General features: G+C 49.7%; 12 protein-coding genes. 7 read left to right on the top strand and 5 right to left on the bottom strand.

Annotated elements, in window-relative coordinates; all coding sequences use genetic code 11:
* Positions 1-605 precede the first annotated feature (605 nt).
* Together M4J38_RS12985 and M4J38_RS12980 are read left to right on the top strand one after the other, a co-directional pair.
* Entirely contained in the window at positions 606-2,021 is a 1,416-nt protein-coding gene (locus tag M4J38_RS12985) for an FAD-binding oxidoreductase (RefSeq protein WP_251760038.1), read from the top strand.
* 132 nt (positions 2,022-2,153) lie between these two features.
* A complete protein-coding gene (locus M4J38_RS12980) occupies positions 2,154-2,720 on the top strand; it encodes a hypothetical protein (RefSeq protein ID WP_251760037.1) in 567 nt (188 codons plus the stop codon).
* Here M4J38_RS12980 and M4J38_RS12975 read toward each other — a convergent pair whose 3' ends face one another.
* Complete coding sequence (locus M4J38_RS12975; RefSeq protein ID WP_251760036.1) at positions 2,721-3,266, bottom strand: TIGR00730 family Rossman fold protein; 546 nt, start codon at positions 3,264-3,266, stop codon at positions 2,721-2,723.
* Positions 3,267-3,323: 57 nt separating this feature from the next.
* On the opposite strand from M4J38_RS12975, the gene M4J38_RS12970 reads away from it, so the two are divergent.
* The 5 genes from M4J38_RS12970 to M4J38_RS12950 are packed head-to-tail and all read left to right on the top strand — an operon-like array spanning position 3,324 to position 9,065.
* Positions 3,324-4,850: a sodium:solute symporter gene (locus M4J38_RS12970; protein ID WP_251760035.1), complete on the top strand. Its 1,527-nt coding sequence runs from the start codon at positions 3,324-3,326 to the stop codon at positions 4,848-4,850.
* A 19-nt stretch (positions 4,851-4,869) separates the two neighbouring features.
* Positions 4,870-5,508, top strand: a complete 639-nt coding sequence (locus M4J38_RS12965; RefSeq protein WP_251760034.1) for an O-methyltransferase — start codon at positions 4,870-4,872, stop codon at positions 5,506-5,508.
* A gap of 18 nt (positions 5,509-5,526) precedes the next feature.
* Positions 5,527-6,774 (top strand): glucosaminidase domain-containing protein, encoded by a 1,248-nt coding sequence (locus M4J38_RS12960; protein WP_251760033.1) that lies wholly within the window; start codon positions 5,527-5,529, stop codon positions 6,772-6,774.
* The gene (gene hpt, locus M4J38_RS12955) at positions 6,749-7,285 is read left to right on the top strand and encodes a hypoxanthine phosphoribosyltransferase (RefSeq protein WP_251760032.1); all 537 of its coding nucleotides are present in this window, start codon (positions 6,749-6,751) and stop codon (positions 7,283-7,285) included. Before M4J38_RS12960 ends, hpt begins: the two co-directional genes overlap by 26 nt.
* A complete protein-coding gene (locus M4J38_RS12950; RefSeq protein WP_251760031.1) occupies positions 7,245-9,065 on the top strand; it encodes a von Willebrand factor type A domain-containing protein in 1,821 nt (606 codons plus the stop codon). The genes hpt and M4J38_RS12950 overlap by 41 nt, the downstream gene beginning before the upstream one ends.
* Here M4J38_RS12950 and rfbD read toward each other — a convergent pair whose 3' ends face one another.
* From rfbD to M4J38_RS12930, 4 genes are all read right to left on the bottom strand, one after another.
* Positions 9,066-9,944, bottom strand: a complete 879-nt coding sequence (gene rfbD / locus M4J38_RS12945; RefSeq protein WP_251760030.1) for a dTDP-4-dehydrorhamnose reductase — start codon at positions 9,942-9,944, stop codon at positions 9,066-9,068.
* An 8-nt stretch (positions 9,945-9,952) separates the two neighbouring features.
* Entirely contained in the window at positions 9,953-10,501 is a 549-nt protein-coding gene (gene rfbC, locus M4J38_RS12940; protein ID WP_251760029.1) for a dTDP-4-dehydrorhamnose 3,5-epimerase, read from the bottom strand.
* An 11-nt stretch (positions 10,502-10,512) separates the two neighbouring features.
* Entirely contained in the window at positions 10,513-11,586 is a 1,074-nt protein-coding gene (gene rfbB, locus M4J38_RS12935) for a dTDP-glucose 4,6-dehydratase (RefSeq protein WP_374662581.1), read from the bottom strand.
* Positions 11,587-11,715: 129 nt separating this feature from the next.
* Complete coding sequence (locus M4J38_RS12930) at positions 11,716-12,690, bottom strand: UDP-glucuronic acid decarboxylase family protein (RefSeq protein ID WP_251760027.1); 975 nt, start codon at positions 12,688-12,690, stop codon at positions 11,716-11,718.
* Between the last annotated feature and the right edge of the window lie 9 nt (positions 12,691-12,699).

Below are 12,699 nucleotides of genomic sequence, written 5' to 3'. Positions count from 1 at the left end.
ACTACCCCCAAACAGGCCCCTCAACGTCCTAACAAACTCATCGCCTTAACCAGCTCCCCACTCCCAATTAACTCCCCACTCTTAACCAACTAACCAACCGCTCACAACCAACTCCTCACTCCCAACTAGTAGACCACATCCTCCCAACCAGCTCCCCACTCCCAATTAACTCCCCACTCTTAACCAACTAACCAACCGCTCACAACCAACTCCTCACTCCCAACTAGTAGACCACATCCTCCCAACCAGCTCCCCACTCCCAATTAACTCCCCACTCTTAACCAACTAACCAACCGCTCACAACCAACTCCTCACTCCCAACTAGTAGACCACATCCTCCCAACCAGCTCCCCACTCCCAATTAACTCCCCGCTCTTAACCAACTAACCAACCACTCACAACCAACTCCTCACTCCCAACTAGTTGGCCACATCCTCCCAACCAATTCCCCTCTCCCCAAAATAAAACCACCTCCTTTCCCTGATTCTGTCTAATAAATTTCCCCTTTTCTTAAAAAATCTCTAACCACCTTCCAATCTTCCTTAGATTTCAATTTTTTCAATTGCCGGTTTTGTGCGAATTTGCATCAAATTATACACCTGTTTATGGAAGTGGTTGCAGCACAAAGCGTAGTTACCGCGGAGCACGTAGAAGCTTTCCGTAGTATTCTTGGAGAAGCGAATGTTTGGATGGATGAAGAAACGCTTCAGTATTATTCCCACGACGAAACCGAACACCTTCATTTCCTCCCCGATGTTGTGTTGAAACCCCGTACCCCCGAAGAGATCAGCGCCATCATGCAGATCTGTCACCGCGACCGGATCCCGGTAACACCACGCGGCGCAGGTACCGGTTTGAGCGGCGGCGCCCTGCCACACCTCGGCGGCGTTCTGATTTCCACCGACAGGATGAACAGCATCCTCCACATCGACGAACGCAACCTGCAGGTAACCACCGAACCCGGTGTGATTACCGAAGTACTAATGGATGCGGTGAAAGAAAAAGGACTTTTCTATCCCCCCGATCCCAGCAGTAAAGGCTCCTGCTTTATCGGCGGAAACATCTCTGAAAACAGTGGCGGTCCCAAAGCCGTGAAATATGGTGTGGTAAAAGATTATGTGCTGAACCTGCAAATTGTATTGCCCACAGGCGAGATCATCTGGACAGGCGCCAACGTATTAAAAAACTCAACCGGTTATAACCTCACCCAACTGGTGGTGGGCAGCGAAGGAACATTGGGTATCGTCACCAAAATCGTTCTGAAACTGGTTCCGTTGCCCAAACACGACCTGCTTATGCTGGTACCCTTCCGCTCCCTGGAGCAGGCGGGCGAAGCCGTGAGCGCCATATTCCGCGCCGGTTTCACGCCCAGCGCATTGGAACTCGTGGAAGTGGACGCCCTCCAGATCGTCAGCAAATTCGTGGACAGCAGCGCTGTTCCCATCACAGAAGATACCGCGGCGCACCTTATTATTGAAGTGGATGGTAACCACATCGAAACACTGATGAGTGAAATGGAGGCCATCTCTGAATTGCTGATGCAATACGATATTGGAGAACTGTATTTCGCGGATGACGCCCAGCAAAAAGCCGAGCTTTGGAAACTGCGTCGCCGCACCGCGGAAGCCGTAAAAGTGAACGGTTATACCATTGAAGAAGATACCGTGGTGCCCCGCGCCGAATTGCCCGCTCTGATCCGTGGAGTGAAGGAGTTGGGCGTAAAATACCAGTTCCATGCCGTTTGTTACGGACACGCCGGCGATGGTAACCTGCACATCCGCATCAACAAACCCGGCCTATCCAACAGCCAGGACGATCCGCAAATGATTGAAGGACTCCGCGCCCTGTTCGCACTGGTGAAAAGCCTGGGCGGAACCATCAGCGGAGAACATGGCATCGGCCTGATCCAGAAAGGGTATATGGACATCGTTTTCGAAGAGACCAACCTGCAACTGATGCGCGCCATCAAAAAGGCTTTCGATCCGCACAATATCCTCAACGCCGGTAAAATATTCGACTAGGCATTACCGCTGGTTTAAAAGATGTTAAATGTGTCGTATGGCAAGTGTCAGCATACGCCATACCGAAAGGTTGTGTACATTTACGCACCCCTTTCAGAAGATGAACCATTTCCATCATCTTAAAAACTTGGTATGAAAAAAGTCGTTTCTTTCGCGGTATTGTTTTGTTTGCTGTCCACAGTTTTGTCCGCCCAGGACAATGAAGACGGTGAAGAACCTACAAAGGGTTTTGACCGGTCCAAACTTTTCGGAGGCGGGAACTTCGGGCTGGGGTTCGGCAGCAGCAATACTTTCATCAATATTTCCCCTCAACTGGGTTATCGTTTTACAGACCATGTGGCTGCTGGCGCAGGGGTGAATTTCATTTACAACAAAGTGAACTTCGGAGGTATTGAAGATAAGCTGGGGTTTGCCGGACTGAACGTGTTCGGGAGATTATATCCCCTTAAATACATTATTCTCCACGCGCAACCTGAACTCAATTATTCCTGGGGGAAGTTTAAGGACCTTGGAAATAATATTACACAGAAATACGAAGGAAAATTCATCCCGTCCATGTTAGTAGGCGGCGGTGCGAATATTCCTACAGGCGGTAACGGCGCCTTTACTATTATGTATTTGTACGACCTGGTGGACGATGCGCGTTCTCCGTATTCCACCAATCCATTTATAAGCTTTGGGTTTAATTTCGGGTTCTGATCACCTTTCCAGCACCTTATTGATCAGCATACCCGGGTTCTCGCAGAAATGAATCCTGTCTTCCACCGGACCATACAGAAAGCCTTCCCGCTCCATCGCTTTGAGGTGTTGCAGTAAAGGCGTATAGAAGCCGACGGTATTCAGTATGTAGATGGGTTTGTCGTGAATTTTCAGTTGGTTCCAGGTGAGCATTTCGAAGAATTCGTCCATGGTGCCGAAACCGCCGGGTAGAATAATGGCAGCGTCGCACATTTCATACATCATTTTTTTTCGGGTGTGCATATCCGGTACCACGATCAGTTCGGTGATGCCTTTGTGTTGTTGTTCCCATTCCAGCAATACCTGGGGGATTACGCCCATAACCGTGCCGCCGGTCACCATCACGGCATCGGCGAGTTTGCCCATCAGTCCTTTGTTGCCGCCGCCATATACCAGTTTGATGTTTAGTCCCGCGAGCATACGGCCCAACTCACTGGCATGTGCTGCATAAAGGGGATTCTTTCCTTCCTGGGAACCACAAAAAACAGCAATCGATCGGATTTCCATAAAAAACCTTTATTTTGAAAAAATTCATTTCCAACAAGTTGGCCTAAAACAAATATAATGTCTGCATCCCTGCTTTTTACCATCGTACTCATTTATTTCGTGGTTTTGCTGGCGGTGGCTTTCTATACTTCCCGTAATTCCAACAACGATTCTTTTTTCATCGGCAACAAAAAATCGAACTGGATGCTGGTGGCTTTCGGCATGATCGGCACCTCGCTCAGTGGGGTTACATTTGTTTCCGTGCCGGGAACTGTGGGCGGAGCGGGTTTCGCCTATTTCCAGGTGGTGATCGGTTACCTCATTGGTTACCTGCTGATTGCTTTTGTGTTGCTCCCATTGTATTACAGGCTCAACCTCACCTCTATTTACAATTACCTGCTGCAGCGCTTCGGGGTGGTATCTTATAAAACGGGCGCCTTGTTTTTCATCATCTCCCGCACTCTGGGCGCCACCGCGCGTTTGTTCCTGGTGATTAATGTTTTGCAGATTTTCATTCTCGATAATTTAGGGGTGCCGTTTTGGGTCACCACATTCATCATCCTGCTCATGATTGTGTTGTACACCTACGAGGGTGGGGTAAAAACCATCGTTTTCACGGATACCCTGCAAACAACGTTCATGTTGCTGGGCCTCGTGATCTGTACCTGGTACATCATGACGAATATCGGTGAAACCTTCGGCTCTACGATGACCATTCTCGCGGAGAAAAGCTATACCCGCATCTTCAATACAGACGTCAACAGTTCTTCTTATTTCCTGAAACACATAATGGGCGGCGCTTTCATTACCGTGGCCATGACCGGACTTGACCAGGAGATGATGCAAAAGAATATCAGCGTAAAGAACCTGAAAGACTCTCGGAAAAATATGCTGAGTTTCAGCGTGGTGATGGCGCTCGTGAATTTCCTGTTCCTTTTCCTCGGCGGACTACTGTACCTGTTTGCGGAGAGCCGCGGCATCAAAGTACCAGCGGATGATCTTTTCCCTACGGTGGCACTTCAGTTCATGCCTACGGCAGTATCCATCATTTTTATCATTGGCCTGATATCCGCCTTGTTTCCCAGTGCCGACGGCGCCCTTACCGCCCTCACTTCTTCCTATTGCATAGATATTATCGGGCTGAAACGCCGCGAAGACTGGGACGAACAGAAAAGAAAAAAAGTGCGGCTTGCGGTGCATTTCACCTTTACCCTGATCTTTTTCCTGGCTGTGATGGGTTTTAAATGGATGAACAACAAATCCATAATCGATGTGATCCTGAAAGTGGCCGGGTTCACCTACGGGCCTTTGCTCGGTTTGTTCGCCTTTGGGATCCTTACGAAACGTTCCATCAACGACAAACTCGCGCTGGCCGTGTGTTTGCTTGCACCCACATTGATCCTTGCCGTGGATTTTCTCAACAATCCAGCTTGGTACGAGGACCAGTTAAAACTGGGTGGCAACTGGCTTGAAAGCGTGAAATCTTGGTCGGAAGGCGTGTTTGGTTCCTTCAGAATAGGCTATGAAATACTTATTTACAACGGCATTGTTACTTTCTTCGGGTTATGGGCCATTTCTAAACCTTCTCTAAAACCTTCATTATAAGTATCTTTGCCAGAAAGTTTTGGATATTGTTTCACCAGAAATAACGGCTTATGCCGACCGGTTCACCAGCGCCGATGATCCTTTAAGGGAAATGTTGCTGAAGGATACGCTGGAAAACCATCCGCATGCCCATATGGTGAGTGGCCGGCAACAGGGACGTTTCCTTGAAATGGTGAGCCGGATGCTGCAACCGCGCAGGATATTGGAAATAGGTACCTTCACCGGTTACAGCGCACTTTGCCTGGCGGAAGGGTTACCACCCGATGGCAGGCTCCATACCCTTGAACTGAGAACGGAAGATGCCCAGAAGGCACAAAGCTATTTTAACAGGTCGCCACACGCTTCCCGGATAATTTTACATACCGGTAATGCGTTAGAAGTGCTGCCGGAACTGGAGGAAGTCTGGGACCTGGTGTTCCTGGATGCCGACAAAACCGCTTACCTTGCTTACTATGAGATGGTGGTGGAACGCATCCGGCCCGGAGGTATTTTACTGGCAGACAATGTGTTGTTTCACGGCCAGGTGTTGGAAGAGCCGATTAAAGGAAAGAACGCCAAAGCCGTCCACGCCTTCAACGAGGCGGTGGCGAACGACCCCAGGGTGGAAACTGTATTGCTCACCATACGCGACGGGTTGCTGATGGTGCGCCGGAAATAAAAACTTAATTTCGTTGTGATGAAAACCAGATTGATTATTACCGCATTGCTGCTCATCTCCGCATTCACTTTCGCGCAGCAGCCCCAAAATCCTGAAATCCTGGAATACATCAGGCAATACAAGGATATCGCCATGCAGGAAATGATCAGGACAGGCGTTCCCGCGGCCATCAAACTAGCACAGGGTATCCATGAAACGCAGGCCGGAAAAAGCGATCTCGTGAAAAGATCCAACAACCATTTCGGAATCAAATGCAAAACTACCTGGACCGGCGAAAAAGTATACCACGACGACGATGCCAGAGGGGAGTGCTTCCGTGCTTACCAACGTTCAGAAGATTCTTTCCGGGATCACTCCGATTTTCTCCGCAACAATCAGCGTTACAGTGCCCTTTTTACCTTGAAACCCACGGATTATGAAGGATGGGCGAACGGATTGAAGAAAGCCGGATACGCCACCAACCCAAGGTATCCGGCCATCATCATCAAACTGGTGGAAGACTATAACCTTCAATTGTATACGGAAGTAGCGTTAGGATTGACGAAAGAACCGGATATGATCCTTGTGAAAAACGACAATCCACCCGCCCCGGTATTCATTCCAACAAAGAATACAGTGGAAAGCGCACCGGTGGTGAAACCGACGGCCATCACCCGCAACCGGTCCAAACAATGGCCCACCGGAACATTCACGGTAAACGATACCAAAGTGGTGTACGCGCCCGCGGGCACTTCATTGCTGGCCCTGGCACAGGAACACCGCATCAACCTGCCCCGTTTGCTTGATTTCAATGATATGGACGACAAAGATGTGCTGGAAGAAGGACAACTGGTATTCCTGCAACGCAAAAGAAGAACAGGTGCCGCGGAACACCACCTGGTGGCGGAAGGCGAAACACTGTACGCGATCGCGCAGGAAGAAGGCATCAGGTTGGAAAATTTGCTTGAGTTGAACGGCCTTCAAAAACATTTCAAACCCGCTTCCGGTGAAAAGATTTATCTCCGTGCAAAAAATCCCGGTAAGGTGGCCGCTTTTACGGAACCAACCGTAACGGCAATGAACAGGAACACCGCGCCTGCACTGAATAAAAACACTGTGTATCATACTGTTCAGCAAAAAGAAACGTTATACAGCATAGCAAAAAGGTATGCCGTATCGGTGAATGAGTTGCGGGAATGGAACGGACTGGCGGGAGAAGGACTCAGGATCGGACAGCAATTGATCATTCAAACCCCTGCCTATGCACAGGATTCAGGTACTCGATAAATCTTTTGAACCCTATCTTTCCAGCACTGCTATTTCGGCGCGCGTGAAAGAAGTGGCTTCGGAGATCAATGCTGTTTACGAGGGAAAGAAACCGTTGTTCATCGCTATCCTGAACGGTTCATTTATGTTCGCTTCCGATCTTTTTAAGGAAGTGAGCATTGACGCGGAGATCTGTTTCATCAAACTCGCATCGTACAAGGGCACCAAATCAAGCGGTCAGGTGGTGACGGCCATCGGGCTGGACATAGACATCTTCGGAAGGGACGTGATCATTGTGGAAGACATTATCGATACCGGTAAAACCCTTGACGCTTTCTTACCCCAGTTGATGCACCAGCAACCCGCCTCCATGAAAATCGCCGCCCTGCTGCACAAACCCGAAGCAACTGTTTTCCCCATAAAGCCGGATTTCCTGGGCTTCTCTATTCCCGACAAGTTCGTGGTTGGCTACGGACTGGATTACAACGGATATGGCAGAAACCTGGACGCCATCTATAAGCTGGCCGAGTGATCCCGGCACACCCAAATATGCTATCCGATTGAAAGTTGCCATTACGATACTGCTTTTATTGCAGGTAATGCAGGCCAAGGCCCAGTTTTACCTGAGAGGCGAATTGCGCGACGAAAGCGGGAAACCGGTGGCCAACGCAAAGATTGTACTCCGCTCCGCGGGTTACGTCTATTTCAGTGGCTCCTCAGGTGGATTCGGCATTACCAGTGCAACAGCTTCAGACTCTATCGATATTACAGCGGATGGCTTCTATCCGCATTCAGCAAAAGTAAGCGCGCAGCAGTTCGCTGTTATCCCGCTGAAAACCATTTCCCGGAACAGCAGTATTCAGAAGCCCGGACTCAGTTCCTTTACGAAAGGCCTGGTTTTTAACGATCAATACCGTTGGACGGTGGGAACGGAAACCTACAGCAGTTTGCTGGAGAACGAATTTATCGAGACTGGTAAATTTCCTGAAACGGGCTTCGCCGTAAACATCCACAAAGCTTCTTATTCCAACATCCGACGGTTCCTGAATATGGAAAGTCCCGTTCCGCCCGATGCCGTTCGCCTGGAAGAAGTCCTGAACTATTTTAACTTCAACTACAAAGCTCCGCCCCGGGACAGTATCTGGGCCGGCTCCACCAGGTTGAGCGATTGCCCCTGGAACAAAAACAACAAACTCCTGTTCCTGCAACTCAGCGCGAAAAAGCTCGACATGGAGAAGGTGCCGCCCGGCAATCTCGTTTTCCTGATAGATATTTCCGGTTCTATGGACATGCCCAACCGGTTGCCACTCCTGAAATCGGCTTTCCAGCTAATGGTGGAGAACCTCCGCCCAACGGATACCGTCTCCATTGTGGTGTACGGCAGCACCGTTGGTGTATGGATGCCGCCTACCAGCGGTGGCGATAAAAAGACCATCAAAAAATACATAGAAGACCTGGCGCCAGGAGGGGCCACGGCGGGCGCTTCGGGTATCCTTTTCGCTTACGCGCTCGCGAAAAATAAATTCATCCCCGGCGGCAACAACCGGGTGATTCTGGCCACGGATGGTGATTTTAACGTAGGACAAACTTCAGATAAAGAGTTGGAGGAACTCATCGTGCGACACAGGATGGAAGGCATATACCTGACCTGCCTCGGCGTGGGAATGGGCAACTACAAAGATTCTAAACTGGAAATGCTCGCGAAACGGGGAAATGGAAATTTCGCCTACCTCGACCATGAAAAGGAAGCGGAAAAAGTATTGGTCACAGAACTTACCCAAACACTATATGCCGTTGCCAACGATGTATTTGTTAACCTGAAATTCGATCCGGAACAGGTGGCGGGCTACCGGTTAATAGGCTTCGACAACAAACTCAACGCCCTGAACGATTCCACCAGCGAACTGGAGGGTGGGGAAGTGGGTTCCGGACATTCACTGATGGCCATGGTGGAACTGAGTCTGAAACATCCGCCAACAGTTGGAAAGGTTGAGACCGCGTTGGGAAGGGCTGAAATCGCTTATCGTTTACCCAACGACAGCATCACGAGAAGACATGTATTGTCGATTGAACCTGATTACAAACCCCTCAACGAAATGGATGGATGCCACCGTATGGCCACTTCGCTCGTGATGTTCGGTTCCATGTTGAAGGCTTCTCCCTACACGAAGAACATCACCTGGAACGAGGTGCAGGCGCTGGCGCAGGGGGCGGTGGAAAAAGAAAATCCTTTACACACCGAGTACCTCCGAATGCTGGAGCAGGCGAAAAAGATTTATTCCGGAAAGAAAAAAAGAAAGCGATCGGAGTGATCACTGTTGTTCTCGAATTCTTTCAATACAGGTTTTCAGACTGTCTTCCCAGGGCTTCAATTTTATCCCGAAATCCGCGCATATTTTCTCTTTAGACAATACGGAATAGCCCGGACGTTTAGCCGGTGTTGGAAATTTTTCCGAGGGAATGGGCAATACTTCTGTAGTATGCCCCCAGGTATCCCGGATAGCCGTTGCAAACCCGTGCCAGGTAGTGGTCCCGGCGTTGGAGAAATGATACACGCCGCCCGGATGTTCCGGGTTATCCCGCAACTGCGTCACGATCTGCAGGATGGCGGCGGCCAGGTCAGGAGCATACGTTGGCGTACCGGTCTGGTCGGCTACCACGCTGATCTGCGGACGTTCCTGCATGAGCCGGAGCATCGTTTTCACGAAGTTGTGTCCGAACGGAGCGTACACCCATGATGTTCTGATGATGATGGTGGCGGGATCGTGCTGAAGTGCCAACTGCTCTCCTTTCAGCTTCCCGGCCCCGTAAATGTTTACGGGATCCACCGGATCCGTTTCAAGGTAGGGCGATTGTCCATTGCCGCTGAATACATAGTCGGTGGAAATATGGATCAGCCTTGCGCCATGCTTCCTGCACAATTCAGCCAGCAATCCGGGTGCGGTGGCATTAATGGCTTCGGCGATTTCTCTTTCTGTTTCAGCCTTATCCACTGCCGTGTAGGCCGCGCAGTTGATGCAGAAAGCAGGTTGGATCGAAGAAAAGATGGCTTCACCCTTCTCTGCGGAATCAATGGGAAAATCTTCTCTGGAAAAGAAGTGGAAAGTGAATGCCGGAAAAGTATTTTCCAGTTCCTTCAGACTTCTTCCCAATTGGCCGTTGGCACCCGTTACCAGGATATGCTGCTTCATATTATAGACTAGAAAGGCGATTGCAATTGGGAAAGAACGGGATATACCTGATCCTTCTCCGATAATACCATGGCCTCGGCAGGAATCTTCCAGTCAATGGCGAGTGAAGGATCTGTTGGCAGCAATCCACCTTCCGCCCCTTTATTGTAAAGGTTATCGCATTTGTACATTACTTCCGCGGTTTCACTCAATACCGAATAACCGTGGGCGAAACCCGCGGGTACCAGCAACTGTTTTTTGTTTTCCGCGCTCAGTTCAATGGAAAATACTTTGCCATACGTAGGTTGTTCTTTCCTGATATCCACCACCACATCCAGGATCGTGCCCTGGAGGGCACGGATCAGCTTGGTTTGTGTGAATGGGGGCGCCTGGAAATGCAGGCCGCGTACCACACCGTAACTGGAGCGTGCCTGGTTGTCCTGTACCCATTTCATGGTAACGCCGGCTTCATGGAAAACGGCTTCGTTGTAACTTTCAAAGAAATAACCGCGGTTGTCTTCGAATACGCGTGGTTCAAAAACCAGCAGTCCGGCAAATTCAGTTGGGGTGAAGGGCATGTGAGAATAAGTTAGCGTTCGTGGTATTGTTTATCGTAATACTGTTGGTAGGCGCCGGAGGTCACGTTCTTTACCCAGGCTTCATTGGTCAGGTACCAGTCAACGGTTTTTTCCAGTCCTTCCTCAAACTGGAGTGAAGGTTCCCAGCCGAGTTCTTTGTTCAGTTTGGTGGCATCTATCGCATAACGGTGGTCGTGACCCGGACGATCGGTAACATACGTGATCAGTTTCTCAGATGTACCTGCTTCGCGACCGAGTTTCTTGTCCATGATGGCGCACAGCGTTTTCACCAGGTCTATGTTTTTCCACTCGTTGAAACCCCCTATATTGTAGGTGTCGCCGTTCTTGCCGTTGTGAAAGATCACGTCTATCGCGCGGGCATGGTCCTCCACGAACAGCCAGTCGCGGATATTGTCTCCTTTTCCGTAAACGGGCAGCGGCTTATTGTTGCGGATGTTGTTGATCATAAGCGGGATCAGCTTCTCGGGGAAGTGATGCGATCCGTAGTTGTTGGAACAGTTGGATACCACCACGGGCAACCCGTAAGTGTGGTGGTAAGCCCGCACCAGGTGGTCCGAAGATGCTTTCGAGGCCGAATACGGGGAGCGGGGATCATAAGGCGTTTCTTCCGTGAAGAAGCCTGTTTCTCCCAGTGATCCATATACTTCATCGGTGGAAACATGGTAGAACCTTTTCCCTTCGTATGCTCCTTTCCAGCTTTGGCGCGCGGCGTTCAGCAATACCGCCGTGCCCATCACATTGGTTTTGATGAACACCAGTGGATCGATGATGCTCCGGTCCACATGACTTTCAGCCGCCAGGTGAATCACACTGGTAAAACCATGCGCTTCGAAAAGCGCGTTAATGGCTTCCTGGTCGGTGATATCGGCTTTGAGGAAAGTATAATTAGGGGCATCTTCAATATCCCGCAGGTTTTCAAGGTTGCCCGCATAGGTAAGGGCGTCCAGGTTGAAGATCTGGTACTGTGGGTATAATGTTACCATTCTGCGTACCACATGCGAGCCGATGAAACCGGCTCCGCCTGTAATCAGTATTTTTTGTGCGGTAGTGTTCATGCACTGCATCTGTTTGCGTTCAAAATTAAATTACTCCCGGCTTCTTTTGGGAAGAAGGAGGTTATTCTTTTCCAAAAGTATTTTGCCAGCCTGAATTTACAAGGGCTGGCAAAATACTTTATCAGTTTATTAGAATCCTTATTTGAATTCTTTGGGCATTTTCTTCCATTCCGATTCCGGCAGGGATTTGAAGTAGTCGTAAGTGATCTTCAAACCTTCTGCCCTGGATACTTTCGGTTCCCAGCCTAATAGTTCCTTTGCCTTGGTGATATCTGGCTTTCTCTGCTTGGGATCATCTTTGGGCAATGGTTTGAAAACGATCTTCTGATCGGTTCCGGTAAGTTTAATGATCTCTTCGGCGAAATCGAGCAGGGATATCTCATCGGGATTACCAACGTTCACGGGATAGGCATGATCGCTCATCAGCAGGCGGTAGATACCTTCCACAAGATCATCCACGTAACAGAAAGAACGTGTTTGTGAGCCGTCACCGAAAACGGTGAGGTCTTCGCCTCTTAATGCCTGGCCGATAAATGCGGGTAACGCGCGTCCGTCGTTGAGGCGCATCCTTGGGCCATACGTATTAAAGATGCGGACGATCCTGGTCTCCACGTTATGGAAAGTATGGTAGGCCATGGTGATTGATTCCATGAAGCGTTTGGCCTCATCGTACACACCACGCGGACCAACCGGGTTTACGTTGCCCCAGTATTCTTCCGTTTGCGGGTGCACCAACGGGTCGCCATACACCTCGGAGGTGGAGGCTACCAGCATACGGGCACCTTTTGCTTTGGCGAGTCCAAGGCAATTGTGCGTACCCAGCGCGCCCACTTTCAGGGTTTGAATGGGAATCTTAAGGTAGTCGATCGGGCTTGCGGGGGAGGCAAAGTGAAGGATATAATCGAGTTTTCCCGGCACATGAATGAACTTACTCACGTCGTGGTGGTAGAATTCAAAATCTTCTCTTTTGAACAGGTGCTCAATGTTGGCGAGGTCTCCGGTGATCAGATTGTCCATCCCGATCACATAAAATCCTTCTTTAATGAACCTGTCGCAAAGGTGAGAACCGAGAAATCCGGCCGCCCCGGTAATGAGTACACGTTTTTTTTCCATGGTATTTAT

Source organism: Parasegetibacter sp. NRK P23, assembly GCF_023721715.1.
Lineage (GTDB): Bacteria > Bacteroidota > Bacteroidia > Chitinophagales > Chitinophagaceae > Parasegetibacter.
Note: the sequence above shows the minus strand (reverse complement) of the source record. Positions and strands in the feature narration are given on the sequence as shown.